Annotated in this window: 13 protein-coding genes and 2 pseudogenes; 4 read left to right on the top strand and 11 right to left on the bottom strand. The window is 42.2% G+C overall.

What is annotated here, in order from left to right; genetic code table 11:
• Positions 1 to 352 precede the first annotated feature (352 nt).
• Entirely contained in the window at positions 353 to 1,210 is an 858-nt protein-coding gene (locus tag AC5V8P_RS15490) for an SDR family oxidoreductase (protein ID WP_064796638.1), read from the bottom strand.
• A 354-nt stretch (positions 1,211 to 1,564) separates the two neighbouring features.
• Here AC5V8P_RS15490 and AC5V8P_RS15485 point away from each other — a divergent pair, with 354 nt between their 5' ends.
• Positions 1,565 to 2,158 carry a hypothetical protein gene (locus tag AC5V8P_RS15485; protein WP_064796639.1) on the top strand — a complete coding sequence of 198 codons (594 nt, stop codon included), beginning with the start codon at positions 1,565 to 1,567 and terminating at the stop codon, positions 2,156 to 2,158.
• Positions 2,159 to 2,457: 299 nt separating this feature from the next.
• On the opposite strand, the gene AC5V8P_RS15480 is transcribed toward AC5V8P_RS15485, so the two are convergent.
• The 3 genes from AC5V8P_RS15480 to AC5V8P_RS15470 all read right to left on the bottom strand — a co-directional run bounded on the left by AC5V8P_RS15480 (position 2,458) and on the right by AC5V8P_RS15470 (position 5,191).
• Positions 2,458 to 3,501 (bottom strand): NAD-dependent formate dehydrogenase, encoded by a 1,044-nt coding sequence (locus AC5V8P_RS15480; RefSeq protein ID WP_063211352.1) that lies wholly within the window; start codon positions 3,499 to 3,501, stop codon positions 2,458 to 2,460.
• 154 nt (positions 3,502 to 3,655) lie between these two features.
• A complete protein-coding gene (locus AC5V8P_RS15475) occupies positions 3,656 to 4,036 on the bottom strand; it encodes a Na-translocating system protein MpsC family protein (RefSeq protein WP_081276791.1) in 381 nt (126 codons plus the stop codon).
• 288 nt (positions 4,037 to 4,324) lie between these two features.
• On the bottom strand, positions 4,325 to 5,191 hold the full coding sequence (locus AC5V8P_RS15470) for a DMT family transporter (protein WP_063211351.1): 867 nt from the start codon (positions 5,189 to 5,191) through the stop codon (positions 4,325 to 4,327).
• Between the two features lie 120 nt (positions 5,192 to 5,311).
• Between AC5V8P_RS15470 and AC5V8P_RS15465 the strand changes: the two genes are divergently transcribed.
• On the top strand, positions 5,312 to 6,685 hold the full coding sequence (locus AC5V8P_RS15465) for an aminotransferase-like domain-containing protein (protein WP_064796640.1): 1,374 nt from the start codon (positions 5,312 to 5,314) through the stop codon (positions 6,683 to 6,685).
• A 131-nt stretch (positions 6,686 to 6,816) separates the two neighbouring features.
• Here the strand turns inward: AC5V8P_RS15465 and AC5V8P_RS15460 are convergent, their stop codons facing one another.
• The 4 genes from AC5V8P_RS15460 to AC5V8P_RS15445 all read right to left on the bottom strand — a co-directional run bounded on the left by AC5V8P_RS15460 (position 6,817) and on the right by AC5V8P_RS15445 (position 9,270).
• The gene (locus AC5V8P_RS15460; RefSeq protein ID WP_155762541.1) at positions 6,817 to 7,128 is read right to left on the bottom strand and encodes a hypothetical protein; all 312 of its coding nucleotides are present in this window, start codon (positions 7,126 to 7,128) and stop codon (positions 6,817 to 6,819) included.
• Positions 7,106 to 7,705, bottom strand: a complete 600-nt coding sequence (locus AC5V8P_RS15455; protein WP_064796642.1) for a sugar-binding domain-containing protein — start codon at positions 7,703 to 7,705, stop codon at positions 7,106 to 7,108. The genes AC5V8P_RS15460 and AC5V8P_RS15455 overlap by 23 nt, the downstream gene beginning before the upstream one ends.
• A gap of 81 nt (positions 7,706 to 7,786) precedes the next feature.
• The gene (locus AC5V8P_RS15450; protein ID WP_064796643.1) at positions 7,787 to 8,581 is read right to left on the bottom strand and encodes a Nif3-like dinuclear metal center hexameric protein; all 795 of its coding nucleotides are present in this window, start codon (positions 8,579 to 8,581) and stop codon (positions 7,787 to 7,789) included.
• 125 nt (positions 8,582 to 8,706) lie between these two features.
• A complete protein-coding gene (locus AC5V8P_RS15445) occupies positions 8,707 to 9,270 on the bottom strand; it encodes a 5' nucleotidase, NT5C type (protein ID WP_064796644.1) in 564 nt (187 codons plus the stop codon).
• Between the two features lie 497 nt (positions 9,271 to 9,767).
• Here AC5V8P_RS15445 and AC5V8P_RS15440 point away from each other — a divergent pair, with 497 nt between their 5' ends.
• Both AC5V8P_RS15440 and AC5V8P_RS15435 read left to right on the top strand, forming a co-directional pair.
• Entirely contained in the window at positions 9,768 to 10,751 is a 984-nt protein-coding gene (locus AC5V8P_RS15440; RefSeq protein WP_064796645.1) for a glycoside hydrolase family 5 protein, read from the top strand.
• A gap of 172 nt (positions 10,752 to 10,923) precedes the next feature.
• A pseudogene (locus AC5V8P_RS15435) lies at positions 10,924 to 11,899 on the top strand (bile acid:sodium symporter family protein).
• Between the two features lie 370 nt (positions 11,900 to 12,269).
• On the opposite strand, the pseudogene AC5V8P_RS15430 reads toward AC5V8P_RS15435, so the two are convergent.
• The 3 genes and pseudogenes from AC5V8P_RS15430 to AC5V8P_RS15420 form a co-directional block, all read right to left on the bottom strand.
• A pseudogene (locus AC5V8P_RS15430) lies at positions 12,270 to 12,419 on the bottom strand (SDR family oxidoreductase); the annotation flags it as partial.
• Positions 12,420 to 12,478: 59 nt separating this feature from the next.
• Positions 12,479 to 13,297, bottom strand: coding sequence for an alpha/beta fold hydrolase (locus AC5V8P_RS15425; RefSeq protein ID WP_064796647.1), 819 nt, complete (start codon positions 13,295 to 13,297; stop codon positions 12,479 to 12,481).
• A gap of 341 nt (positions 13,298 to 13,638) precedes the next feature.
• Positions 13,639 to 14,537: ABC transporter permease (locus AC5V8P_RS15420; RefSeq protein WP_495473713.1), on the bottom strand; the 899-nt coding region annotated here is incomplete at its 5' end.

The raw sequence follows: 14,537 nt of genomic DNA, 5'->3' as shown, positions 1-14,537 counted from the left end.
TTTAGGAATAGATTGGATACCATCTATAGCACTGGATACAATATCATCCAGACCATTTCCTGATGTAAATTGCCAAACTGCCTTAGCAACTCCATCCTTAATTTCAACTACTGTATTACCAGCTGACCAATCATTATGAAAATACATGTATCTGGATGAATCCCCTCTCGGGAAAACGTAAAAATAACTTTGATTAGCATCGGTTTTTTTTAATGAAGAAAGCGATTTGAAGGAGGATTGAACTGGTCCCGATATAGTAGCGAGATGGTTGTAAAGTAAACGTCAAACAACCCCTCAGGTCATTCATAGTGGCACCACTCTTCTGATGTTCCAAAACAGTCAGTGTAAAGCGTTATTGAGAAATCGTGTCTTTAAGAAAATCCGTAAAACTCACTGGGGATCTACCAATCAGGTTTTCCAAAGCAGGATTGGTTTGCGAGAAATCTCCCTGTCGACTTGCCTGAAACATACCCGTAAGTATGCCAACCATCGCTTCCGGCAGTCCTCGGGACATCAAGTGGTTCCGATATTCGTCATCCGACACGACAATTCGCCGAATCGGTCGATCCAAGACCTTGGAAGCAATCGATGCGATTCTATCCATGTCAATCGCTTCATAAGCCGTAAGGTGAGGAGTTATACCGTCATATCTCTGCTCTGTCAGAATTACCGCTGTGGCTTTAGCCAGGTCGGAATGGGCGGTCCAGGCAACAGGACCATCTTCCGGAGCAATCAATTCCCCTGTTTTCAAGGCATCACCCATCCACATTATCGCTGAGGCGGCATAAAAGCCGTTTCGCAGCGACGTGAAAGCTATTCCTGAAGATTTTAGCATCTCTTCTGTAGCAGCATGAACGTTCATAGGGGGGAAATGCGATGTTGCAGATGAAAACATTTGGCTAGTATACAGCAGTCGACTAGCACCAGCTTTCTTTGCAGAGTCGATTGCGGTATGGTGCTGACGAATAGCAACTTCCCCCAAGGAGTGGGACGAGATAATAAGAACTTGTGCTGCTCCCTCAAAGGCATGAAGAAGACTTTCGGAATCATCGAAATTTCCCTGCCGAACACGAACTCCCCGTTCTTTTAAATCCTGTGCCGTGTTCACATCACGGACACTTACACCAATATCCCCGGCAGGAACACGCTTGAGAAGTTCATCTACGACATTCCGACCTAATTTTCCATTCGCTCCTGTAACAACAATCATTTCTCCACTCATCCTTTCGTTTGCAAATCAGATAGAGAATTTCTTGTTATACGATTTTGTTTGTGCAATCATAATCGTATAAATGCATGTTCAAAAAAGTCGGGAAGCACACACAAACAGATCAAGGTGTTTATTTTAAAATCGGCGAAGCGTACATTTCTAGTTACGAGAGCAAGATTTAAAAACCAACGCAGAAGTGTGCAGTGGATTTTTAGTAACTTTTTGAACAATCTCCTACGTAAAAGATAAAAGGATTGGGTTGTCCAAACAACCTGCAAAAAGCTGTTTTTGTTGTGTTCCCAACATTCTTGTCCTTTTGTCTGTTATTTGAGTTCAGAAGAAAGAGGGGGTAAAATGTCGGTAAATCCCGAGGATCCGCGTGTTAAAAGAACCCGTCAATTGTTCGTGCAGGCTTTTAACGATTTGGTTGAGAAAAAGAGAAACGTTTATTCCATTTCTGTGCACGATATCACGAATCAAGCAACCGTAAATCGAACAACGTTTTATGCGCATTTTCAGGATAAATATGATTTTCTTGAATATTGGATGATGGAAAAGTTCCAAATGACTATAAGGAATAGACTGCCGAAAGAAACAAGATGCAATGCGGACAATTTGCGAATCCTTATTCAAACCATATTCGATTTTCTTTTGCGGTTTCAACAGTGTAGTACGCCGGGAGACAAGCAGTTTGAAGCGATGTTTGAAAATACCATGCATCAGGGTCTTCATCGACTCCTGCTTAAAAGGATAAATGAAGTGGACACACAGGGCTTTTCTGAGGGAAAATTGGAGGCTATGGCGCTCGTTATCAGTTGGGGGATATTCGGATCGGCTTTGCAGTGGAGTCGGAACCCTCAAGATCGCTCAGTAGAAACTATGTTTGAAGAAGTCATTGAGGTGATATCGGTCAATTTATCCCCTTTTTGGGAGCAAATAACCGGCTAAAGATATGCCCTCGTTGACCCAGCGTGTTGAAACTTCAACAGTATTTCCATCCGTTTGTTTCAACTTCATAGTAAAAGCGCCTCCTTGATGGTGTTAGGGATTTCCCCGTCGACAAACCTATCATACCGAGGCGCTCTTTTTTGGCCAAGTCCATTTCTTAGACTATACGTAAAATACCCCCCACCTTTATTATCGGCGTGAGTAGCATGAACCAGTTTCCCATTCTTCCCCTGGCCTACTTTTCCTGCTCACCGATCGGGCAGCCAGCCTGCCGTAAATGGCAGTTTGATTATTGTAGCTTACTTGATTTTGTAGCTTGGACTGACGATTTCTCCATCCTCTACAATTAAATCCTCTTGTTTTTGTGCTTTTCCTTCAAAGAAATTATCTAAAATAGCTTTTGTTCCAATTTCAATACGGTGTTGAGCTTCCAAAGTCATACCAGAGTAATGGATTGTCATTGCTTGTTTGGGCATTGTTCTCCAAGGATGATCAGCGGCAGCAGGTTGTGGATACCAAACGTCACCAGCATAACCAGCCAAATGTCCGGATTTCAATGAGTCCACGAGAGCAGCTGTATCCATAATTCTTCCGCGTGCTGTATTAACGATATAAGAGCCTTGTTTGGTTCTATCCAGAACATCACGGTTGAAAAGCGTATCTGTTTTGTCTGTCAATGGAGAATGAATCGTGATAATATCACTTGTTTCTACCAGTTTGTTGAAGGAAACATATTTTACACCCAATTGGGCTTCCAAATCTTTACGACGGTATGGATCGTTGTAAATCAGTTTCACATCGAATGGATGCAGACGAGCAGCAACACGTTGTCCGATACGTCCAAATCCAAAGATACCAACTGTTTTCCCTTCGAGGTCGTGTGCATAAGCACCAATTTTAGGCAAGTTCCACTCCCCATTTACTGCTTGTTGGTGTCCGCCAATAAAGTTACGAAGCAATATCAGGATTTGCATTACAGTATGTTCAGCAACACTTACAACGTTACTGCCGGTTACTTCTGCAACCGTAATATTTCTTGCTGCGCAAGCTTCAAGATCAAAGTGGTCGGAGCCTATACCAGCTGTTACAGCTAATTCGAGGTTTGGAGAACGATAAATGAGCTCTTTTGTTAGGTAAGCAGGGTAGAATGGACTACAAATAAAAATGGACATGTCTGCTAAGTGAGGTTCCAAAGACTCCTTTGCGTCGCTTAATGTAACGAATTCATGACCTTTGCTTGCAAAATACTCGTGCAGGTTATAAGCTCGCTCAACATTAAACAAATACCCTGGAGATGGTTCTGGCAACTCTACTACCGGTGGCAATACTGCTACAATTTTCATAAACATGTTCCTCCTTAGAATGATGTTAGTTTGATGGGGTTAATATAAAAAAACCACCATCATTTTGGTCAAAAGGATAGCAGTTGCTGATCCTTTTATCCAAAATGATGGTGGTTAGTTACCAAGCACATAAGTACCGTATACCATCCACCTGTCATATGGAAAACGTATTTTTCGTTCCATCTATGGGCCGTTCAAAAACAAATATAGATACAACTTCATCTTTCTCTAGATCTACATCTGTAAAAAGCTTTACAAATTTCGCCCCTACCAGGTTCTCCATATCAATAGGGGTGAGCTCACTGTACAGTTCTTTTATCATGTGAGTTCGCGCATGCCAGATCATATTCCGTCCTTCTTCAGATCGGCTGATAAATCGCTCTACCGGGCTTAGGCATCCACTCATATGAGCAATCACCCAATTCCTAGTGAAAGTTACCTTGATCTTTTCAGGACCTTTTCCAATTTGATCCTTACGATAGGTTCGAATGAGGTTGGCAAATTGTTGTTCAAGCTTCTGTATAAGTTCACTCATACAGGTCACCTTCAATATAATGTTTTACCTGTTTCTGTAAACAATTGTTTTATAAAGGTAATACTATATCATAACTAGCAAAATGTAAATACACCTATGTAATTTTCTTAACCGGATTACCATGAGAGTAATAAAAGAGAAAAGATGCAACTTTGACACCTGTTTGGGAATAGATTTTTAGACTGAGCCCAATAAATGAAAAGAAAGCAAGGCCAATCATTTATATTTCCCCTCAATGCCTCCCTATCTCCCATTTGAGAGCTGTTTTTTGTTAAATCTCCTTCAACACTATTTGGAAGCAAAACGTTTTGCGAACGCCACACACAATACGACACCCATATTTACAAAAAAGATGGGCCAGCCAATGGATTCATGTAAAACAAGTGCCGAGAGTAATAAGCCAAAGAACGGCTGGAGGAGTTGAAGTTGACTAACTGCTGCTATACCTCCCTGAGCGAGACCACGATACCAAAACACGAAACCAATAAGCATACTGAATAAGGAAACATAACCAAGGCTCAAGAATGAAGAAGCATGGATATGATCCCAAGATGGAGGCATCTGATCAAGCGAAAGCAACAACATAACAGGTAGCGAAATGAGGAGTGCCCAAGAGATGACTTGCCATCCCCCCAGTCTCCGTGAAAGACGTGCTCCTTCTGCATAACCATAACCACACACTATAATAGATGCCAGCATTAGCCCATCACCGATCGGTGAAGATGTTGCTCCATTTGCTAAAGCGAACCCTGCTACAAGACAGCTCCCTAAAGTTGATAATACCCAAAATATTGGCTGCGGACGTTCACCGCCTCGCAGTACGCCAAAAATCGCAGTTGAGAGCGGCAGAAGCCCAATATAAATAATCGCATGCGCGGATGTGACATATTGAAGGGCAAGGGCTGTCAGCAGGGGGAACCCCACTACCACACAAAGTGCTACTAACATTAGCGGAAGAATTTCGTTTCGAACAGGACGTTGTTGCCTGAAGATAAGGAGTAGTCCCCCCGCCAGCACTCCAGCAATTGCAGCGCGACATACCGTGAGGAACAAAGGATCAAAATCCATTACAGCCAAACGCGTTGCCGGTAGGGAACCACTGAAAAATAATACACCTAAGAATCCGTTGATCCATCCATTTGTCGTTTTGTTCATTCTGTCCACCCCAGATTTACTTTTGTACGATAAACTGTATTATAATAAGCACAGAGTTTGATGTATATTTAGAAAAAACACATCTGTAAGGGTACAGATTACCATACATGGGGTACAGCTATGACAAATAAAAAGCAATTCATTATGAATAGTATCCGCTCGGATATCATCAATGGCCTTTATAAACCGGGTCAGAAATTGCCTTCTATCCGAAAGCAGAGTCAGGAATTTGATTGTAGTCTTAATACAATTATTAGGGTGTATCAGGAGCTTGAACAGGAATATCTAATCTATTCACGCCCTAAGAGTGGTTACTTTGTGGTAGCTCAGGAAGTACTTTCACCCTTGATACAAAAAAAACGAATCGATTTTACATCAGCCGCACCGGACCCCTCATCTATATCCCAAATGGACTTTCGACAATGTTTGAACAAAGCAATGGAACTATTTGAGGATTCTATTTTCACATACCCTGATCCGCAAGGATTACTATCCCTACGTCAGGAAATTGTGAAGCTATTTCATAAGCAACAAGTCTTTTCTTCGGAACAGAAAGTGTTCATATTCTCAGGCGCCCAGCAGATGCTCCACCTTCTAGCCGGGATGCCTTTTCCAAATGGAAAAACGAACATTTTGGTTGAGCAGCCAACCTATTGGGGAATGCTGTCTGCATTAAAGGCACAAAATCAAACCGTTATCGGAATCGAAAGAACGCCTAACGGAATTGACTGGGCAACTTTGGAGCGCCATTTTCAAAGCAACATGATAAAGTTTTTCTATACGATTCCGCGGTTCCATAATCCTATAGGCACATCCTATACACCCGAAGAAAAACAGAGAATAGCGGAGCTCGCTCAGGCGTACGACGTTTACATTGTAGAGGATGATTATCTAGCTGATTTGGAAACAGACACCAAGGCCGATCCAATTTGGGCATATCATTGCTCCAGTCATGTCATTTATCTTCGAAGCTTTTCTAAAGTAATGTTACCCGGACTAAGACTTGCTGCCGCAGTAGTACCCAATTCATTAATCCCACTACTTCATCTGTATAAACACACAGCCGATCTGAGTACTTCTGTTCTATCACAGGGTGTATTGGAAATTTTCATAAAGTCAGGAATGTATGATCATCATGCAAAACACATGAAATCTTTGTATAATCATCGAATAAGCAAATTAAAAGAAATATCAAGCAAAATACTACCCAAAGAGCTCTTATATTCTATTCCGTTCAGTGGGGGTCTCTTTTCTGTAATGAATCTCCCAAACATTAACAGAGAGGAATTAGTTAAGAAATTAAACAATCGCGGGATTGATGTCCTACCGACAGACCAGCAATTCCTTTCATCTTTTCCTAAAATGGACCTGTTACGTCTTAGTATTATACGGACAGATGAAACGGCTATCGAAGAAGGAATCCGAATCATTGCTGAAGAGTTGGAGCATTGCAAAATTACGAGAAGTCCCCAAAAACCGTTCTCTTGGATCTAGAAATAATCATCTCCCTCGAAGGATGTTCAAGAAATACATGATCTCTTTCGAATTGATCTCTTTCAAACTACAGATTAAGACTGTTCTTGCAAACGAAAAAGGGCGCTGATTCACGCCCTTTTTTGTTTTAATTATTCAGTTATTTTCAATCTAATTTCTCCCTGTAACGCACCATCTGCTGATGCTTGCAGCACCAACTCACCAGCCACATCCCCGGATTGCACAATCACAAGACATCTTCCTCTGTGTGTTCGTCTCCCTTGCCCCTGGTAGGATTCCTCACTGGTGAGATCGCCATTGTCTATTCCAAGGATACAGCCATCACCATGCAGTTCAAAGCTCAAATCAACATCCTGGTTGGGTACAACAATTCCCTGTTGATCTATAACCGTTACTTCCACATGGGATATTTCATGCCCATCAGCGGGTAAAGACATGCTCATGATGGTTGCTGACCTGAATTCTGGCACTCACCTTGGCTTCATTTGGCGAAATTTCAGGCGTAGTAATAGTAGTCCCCCATTCGGTGATGTGAAGATAATCGGTATAAATCAGCCCGACATTACGATAAATCCCGGCCCCTGAATACCATCTGTCAGGTGGTAGAAGCGTATTATCCACTTTGACAGCGATCACGTTTTCCTCATCCCACCGAATATATGGAGTCAAATCATACTGAAAGCTAACATATCCATAGGGACGTTTTCCCACAAAATGCCCATTGAGCCAAACTTCGCTGTTACTGTGAACACCGTCGAATTGTATGTATACACGCTGCTTTGGAGAGGAGGGCTTCACATTAAAATGCTTTCTGTACCATCCGACAGCCCACCTGGGCAAATAAGCCTGATTGCCGACATACGGCATATCTGGATCAAAGGATTTTTCAATACTCCAATCATGAGGAAGATGAAGGCTCCGCCAATGCCCATCGTTATAGTCTGTCTTCTCAGCACCTGTGTAGTTACCCTCTACGAATTTCCAATCTGTTCTGAACGGCATAATCACTCTGCTTCCCATTATTTTGCCTCCATTTCATAAAGTAGATGAACGGATATAAACAACAGTGCGGGATGATCATCATCATAGGTATGTTATCGCTTACAATATCTGAAACACGGGGCGGTCCTCAACAAAATAGACGGGGAGCATTGGAAATTGGGTGGAAAGTGTATCGGCAAGATACTTCATACCAGGCGCTTCGCTTTCAGCATGTCCCAGCATGATCAGCGCTTTATTTTCCCCTTGATAAACAGCGTCTTTCACATATTCTGGTGTTTCCCATTCGGGCCCTTCACCAGCAATAATCAGGTCCACATGTTCATGTAGAAATAAGGGTATGGCCAGTTCACCACCTCCCCGATATCCGACTAAGATTCCCACTCGCTCACATGGCATGGATACCTCGCCAGCTACTCGTACATAACGAATATGAAGTTTGGCTTTTATATATTCAGCGATTTCTTTCACTTGCATAGCCGGAATAGTCAAGATGGCGGAAGAAGACTGCTGTTTCACAACGTAAGGGTGCCAATCAAGCGCCTGAAGAAGTCCAACCATCACTCCATCCGGTTGATAACGGTGTATGGTGTCATGAAAACGATAAATCCCTACACCTGAGTCAGCGACCAGGCGAGATTTGTGCAAATAGACGGGATCATGAAGTAAACATTCCCGCATCTCGTGATGGCTATAATAAATACCTTCATGCGTAATGATAAAATTCGCGCCAAGAGAAATAGCTTGCTCTATCACATATTGCGATGCACAAAAAGCGGTTACAATTCCCTGGATCTCAGTATTTCTAAGCTCTGGGTCAAGCAAATCTACGCTTGTATCGGGTGTGTCTATTCCTTTTGTCAGATGAATCACCATCTGCCCCATAGTCATGGTCATACACGTATCCCTCCCCATAAAAATATGTGTCCATTGTACCATTTTATTCTATTATGGGATTTATTATTTCTATCAAAAACAGCCAGTTCCAAGGGAACTAGCTGTTTTACGAATGCATCTATTTTTTATTTCAGAACTCCCAAAAGGGAATCGATTCGTTCTTTTGCTCCTTGCCAAGATGCCATGACCGGGAACTCATATTGCTCTCTTGCTCTCAAATTCCATGGATGAGGAATGCAAAGCACCTTCTTCCCCTCCTCCAGTGCAGGCACTAGATTATGGGGACCATCATCAATCAGGAGATCATAGTTAATCAGATTCTTTCGTTTACAAGGGAAAAAGTTCTCGATCGGAATGAATGGCATATGCCTTTGAAGCCAATTCCATTTCTCCACGACGGTTTTCGGTTCTGCTGCTGTCACAATAATGACATCAAAAGCATTGCAAAGCTTCTCCATTTCTTCTACGACATACTCGTCATACAGTTCAAGTTCCTCAAACAAACCCGGTCGTCCATAAAATACATCATGTGTGCTTTTGGGATGACGTAGATGATCGGTATTCCAATCTAACATGTCTTCATAACGAAGCGGATGAGTGGGGAATTCACTATTGTTATGGTATATAGCCCGTTTGACGAGATGACAGATCGTATCGTCCATATCGACTGCTATGATTGGTTTTCTCATCATCTGCTCCTATCCATTCTGTTAAAAGTATTACGAGAATATCATACAACAATTTAATACCAGGGTGAAGCTGGGCATGGACTATACCATCGATACCTGACATAACTTCCGATAACCAACCAAACATATTGTTAGGTTTTTATATAAAAAAAATATAATATAAATAAATTAGTTATTATTTATTTTGTGAAACATAACTAATATACTAACAAATAAATCAAGTAAATAGATCATACTAGACAGGATAATCATAATAAAACCTTTAAAAACTCCACTCAAATAAGAAATTCATACAGGAACACTCCAAAAACAAAAATAAATTAAAAAAAATCAATTGAATAACATAATCGCAAATGATAGAATAACAAAAAAATAACCATCAACAAACATGAAAGCGCTTCATCATGTGTTTAACTTACTGCTATTTACATACTTGCATACCTACTCAACCTCTATCTAGCAGAAAGTTGAATAATATATTTTAGGGAGGAATAAAAGTGGAAGCATTGTTAAGAAAAGCTTTATTGTCTGGACTCGCTGGTCTGCTTATCATGATTGGTTTGGGGGGATTCATCTCCAAGGCGCAAGCTGCTTCAGGATTTTATGTAAGCGGTACCAAATTATACGATTCTACAGGCAAACCGTTTGTTATGAGAGGCGTCAATCATGCTCACACTTGGTACAAAAACGATCTTAATACTGCCATCCCGGCTATTGCCAAGACAGGTGCTAATACAGTTCGGATTGTCCTTTCCAACGGAACCCAATACACCAAAGATGACATAAACTCCGTAAAAAATATTATCTCCCTAGTCACAAGTTATAAAATGATCCCTGTGCTTGAGGTTCATGACGCTACAGGTAAAGACGACTATGCGTCTTTGGATGCGGCTGTGAATTACTGGATTAGTATAAAAGATGCCCTGATCGGCAAGGAAGATCGGGTTATCGTGAACATTGCAAACGAATGGTATGGCTCTTGGAACGGAGGCGGTTGGGCAGATGGGTATAAGCAAGCGATTCCCAAGCTGAGAAACGCAGGTATCAAAAATACGCTCATCGTCGATTGTGCGGGCTGGGGACAATATCCTCAATCTATCAATGACTTCGGTAAATCTGTATTTGCAGCTGATGCTTTGAAGAATACGGTATTCTCCATCCATATGTATGAGTTCGCTGGTAAAGATGTTCAAACGGTTCGAACCAATATTGATAACGTTCTGAATCAAGGACTTCCTCTGATAATTGGTGAATTTGGCGGTTACCATCAGGGAGCAGACGTCGACGAGACAGAAATCATGAGATACGGCCAATCTAAAGGCGTAGGCTGGTTAGCCTGGTCCTGGTATGGCAATAGCTCCAACCTTTCTTATCTTGATCTTGTGACAGGACCTAACGGCAATCTGACCGACTGGGGTCGCACCGTGGTAGAGGGAGCCAACGGGATCAAAGAAACATCGAAAAAAGCGGGTATCTACTAAAAGTACCCGCTATGCGTCTCTGAACTTACACTTCCTGGGTTATACGGTGATTCGGAATACGCTCAGTTTACAATCACCTGATCTGTTGATCCATAGATGAGCTCCCCCTACATCGATCATTTACGGATCAAGGGGCACGATCTATACTTAAGGTCAAAAAAGGAAGTTTTGTATGCTCGTAACGTTGAATCGAAGAATTAAATGCAGCTATGCCGTTAATCACACCCATCAGCATCCTCATCGGCGTCCTGATCGGTACGCCGTTGTCCCAATATACCGGGCTTTCTCCCTGGCTGTTTGCCTTCATGACCTTCGCAGGCAGCATCGGCATGGGGTTCAAGGATTTTATCCATGTGATCAAGCATCCTGGTCCGCTGATCGCCTGTCTGTTTATTCTTTACCTCGCCATGCCGCTTCTCGCTATGTTGCTTGGGCATCTGGCTTTCAGTAATGATCTTCATACGATTACTGGGCTGATTCTTGGTGCAGCTATCCCTACCGGCATTTCCAGCTTTGTGTGGGTCAATATCTACAAAGGTAATACAGCGCTGACCTTGGCGATCATTCTGATTGATACCATTCTGGCTCCATTCGCTGTACCTGGTATCATGTCTCTGCTGATCGGAGCGAATGTGCAGCTCGATACTTGGGCGATGATGAAAAGTCTGTTCTGGATGATTGTCGTTCCTTCATTAATCGGCATGGTGTTGAACGAATGGACTAAAGGGAAGATTACGCAGGTGTGGGGACCTCGGCTGGGGCCGTTCTCCAAGCTGGCTATGGCTCTTGTCGTCATGATTAACGGATCTGTCATCGCACCTTATCTGGTCGATTTTAATCTTAAGCTTGTCGGCGTATGCCTCTCCATCATTATCCTTGCCTCTACTGGATATGCGATTGGTTATCTCATATCAGGGCTGATGCGCTGGAATAATGCAGACCGTACAGCGCTTGTCTTCAATGGCGGCATGCGCAATATTAGCGCCGGGGCCGTGCTTGCCATCACCTACTTCCCGGCTCCGGTAGCGCTGCCTGTGGTCCTCGCAATGATTTTCCAGCAATCCACAGCATCCCTGGTCGGATTTCTGCTGAGTCGCCGTGACCGCGCCAACGCTAAGAATAAGCGCAGTACGGTCTCTGCTTCTTAAAATCGGAGCGATTCCAATGATCAATAAAAGAAGCCGCCAACATGGCGGCTTCTTTATGATTACCTGTATCAATCCTCACTCATTACCTTATTTAGTTTTTCATAAACAGACAATAAAGACTCTCTTTCTTCTTTAGTTAGGTTTTCAAATAGTTCTCTTCTAAGCTGTCGTCCTTCTTCCTGCGCTTTATTTAGCATTTCGGCCCCAGCGTCAGAGTTATTTGCAGGTACACAATCCGTCGGTCCTCCTCATCCGCCACTCGTACAGCCAATTCTTTTTTACAAGCTTTCCAGATAGGTGGGTTAATGTCGGAGGAGTTAACCCGAATAACCTGGCCAGATATCCATTTCCAGTAAAGTGAAGCCTAATGTTATTGGGCAGAAAAACCACCGTCAATTACAAGCTCCGATCCCGTAATGTATGAAGACTCGTCCGAAGCCAAAAACAGAGCAGCGTTAGCTACATCTTCAGGCCGACCCAGTCGCTGCAATGGAGTCGCTTGAGTTAAGTGGGTAAGCATTTCTTTGATGACTGAGAAAACTAAATCATATTGAGGGAGTTCAATGGATTAGTATTCAACTAAAATCCAAACTCTGTTACTCTTTCAAGCCACTCACGCATAAGTGACTCAAATAATAAAGCCTGTTCAATTTGAAGATTATGGCCTGCTCGATCTAGAACGGCAAAGGTTGCTCTAGGATAATTGTCTAAAATTCTGAAAGCGTCTATGTAGCCAACGACTGCATCTTGTCGCCCAAGAGTAAATACTGTTGGTTTATCAAAAACTAATTCATCTATATTGGTGGAAAATCCATAGTTTCTTTGAATCTTGCTAAGAAAATCGTAGTCAGCGATCTTACAACCTGCCACGATCTCTTCAGAATACCTTTTCCAATTATATTCATCGAGAACGACTTGATTGGCGCTAAAATCACTTATTTGCTCTTCACTTAAGGTGTCCATAAACTCGCGATCACTATGAACAACAAAATGCTCGGGAAGTATTCTTCTTTTGTGTTCAGGAATAATTAATGGACAAATCAGTGCGGCTCCACCAATACGATCTTTATGTCTATTAATTATGCCTCTCGTAATATAACCACCGTAAGATTCGCCTGCTATGAGATAATCTTGATTTGGGACAAGAGTTTCAATGAAATTTATAACTGCTTCTAGCATATCATCTGAATTACATATTTGATCGTAATCCTTTGTTTGTCCCATTCCAGGCAAATCAAGATAGATACGACGCCAACCGGGGATATCTTCAAATATCGGTTCCATACACCCACTCATTAACCGATGGTCTGGTGTAAAACCATGGATCATTATAATCGGTTTACCTGTACCCATTTCCTCGTAATATATATTGGCATTCTTGACTTTACAATATGGCATACAGACTCCTCCAAAATTGAGTTATTTATAATATTTTCACACTAAAGTAGAATCTACAATGTTTTATCAAGCAAACCAGATCTTCGTTTCCGTCTCGTTTTTATTATATAAGCATGCATAATATATGTAAAGAACGCTTGTTCGCCATTCTTATTTTCGGAGTTAAACTAACTTGCTATTTTATTATTCATCACTAAATAAAGCAGGAAATCCCTGATTCATCGATGTTTCTGACGAACCAAGGTCCTCACTCTATCTCAAACATGTATTGAAAAAAATCTCATTTATCAATTATATTTGTCTCAACTATAATGATTACTCACAAAGTTCTCTCAAATTTCTTAAATCTTATAAGCCTTCATCGCTTTTCTTAGCTCCTTGAATGAAGGTCGTTTGCCATACATCAAGACACCCGTACGGTAAATCTTGGCAGCCAGCCAGCCAAAGAACAGGATGGACGCGAACAGAATGGCAAGTGACAACCAAATTTCCATCAGGCTCGCCCGTTCCAGTCCGATGCGTAGCAACATGACGGTCGGAGAAAAGAACGGAATGTATCCGGCCACCTTAATGAAAATCGTATCAGGTGCTGCGATATTAAAGATTCCGATGTAAAAAGCTGCGAGTGACAGCACGGTAATTGGCATAATGGCCTGTCCCAACTCCTCGGTACGGCTAACAATGGAGCCCACCGCGGCGAACAGTACTGCATATAGAAAGTAGCCAAGGATGTAAAAAATGAGACCATATCCTAGCACCGCGATATTCAGTTGCGACAAATCCAGCCCGGCAGAGCTAAGGATCGCATTATTATGTGGCAGCATAAGATTGGCACAGACAACGGCTGCAAAAACAGCAATTTGCAGCAGACCCACTAGGAAGATACCGATAATCTTCCCAAACATTTGAGTCAACGGCGACACACTTGTGATAAGAATCTCCATAATACGTGAGCTTTTTTCCGATGTTACTTCTGCGGCGATCATATTCCCCGTCATCATGGAAGAGGTGAAGAACAAAATCATCAGTACATACACCAAACCATAGTTAATCGTTGAGGTTTCTTTTTCCTTTGTCCCTACAGTTCCCCCTACTTCAGATGGATTGTCTACTTCTCTGCTATCCACTATTACAGGTGTACTGATCTCACGAATTTGATCACTGGTCAATGATTTATCACCCACAATAGCCTTGACCTTTGCTTCCTGAAGTCCCGTTTGCACCAACGTGATTACAGCCG

The organism is Paenibacillus sp. N119s (genome assembly GCF_059447605.1).
This window is presented reverse-complemented; position numbering and strand designations above follow the sequence as displayed.

Excerpts from the sequence above, each read along its gene's own strand:
- AC5V8P_RS15490 (WP_064796638.1), bottom strand. The coding sequence starts at position 1,210 with ATGATTGTTGTTACAGGAGCGAATGGAAAATTAGGTCGGAATGTCGTA.
- AC5V8P_RS15485 (WP_064796639.1), top strand. The coding sequence starts at position 1,565 with ATGTCGGTAAATCCCGAGGATCCGCGTGTTAAAAGAACCCGTCAATTG.
- AC5V8P_RS15480 (WP_063211352.1), bottom strand. The coding sequence starts at position 3,501 with ATGAAAATTGTAGCAGTATTGCCACCGGTAGTAGAGTTGCCAGAACCA.
- AC5V8P_RS15475 (WP_081276791.1), bottom strand. The coding sequence starts at position 4,036 with ATGAGTGAACTTATACAGAAGCTTGAACAACAATTTGCCAACCTCATT.
- AC5V8P_RS15470 (WP_063211351.1), bottom strand. The coding sequence starts at position 5,191 with ATGAACAAAACGACAAATGGATGGATCAACGGATTCTTAGGTGTATTA.
- AC5V8P_RS15465 (WP_064796640.1), top strand. The coding sequence starts at position 5,312 with ATGACAAATAAAAAGCAATTCATTATGAATAGTATCCGCTCGGATATC.
- AC5V8P_RS15460 (WP_155762541.1), bottom strand. The coding sequence starts at position 7,128 with ATGAGCATGTCTTTACCCGCTGATGGGCATGAAATATCCCATGTGGAA.
- AC5V8P_RS15455 (WP_064796642.1), bottom strand. The coding sequence starts at position 7,705 with ATGGGAAGCAGAGTGATTATGCCGTTCAGAACAGATTGGAAATTCGTA.
- AC5V8P_RS15450 (WP_064796643.1), bottom strand. The coding sequence starts at position 8,581 with ATGACCATGACTATGGGGCAGATGGTGATTCATCTGACAAAAGGAATA.
- AC5V8P_RS15445 (WP_064796644.1), bottom strand. The coding sequence starts at position 9,270 with ATGAGAAAACCAATCATAGCAGTCGATATGGACGATACGATCTGTCAT.
- AC5V8P_RS15425 (WP_064796647.1), bottom strand. The coding sequence starts at position 13,297 with ATGCCATATTGTAAAGTCAAGAATGCCAATATATATTACGAGGAAATG.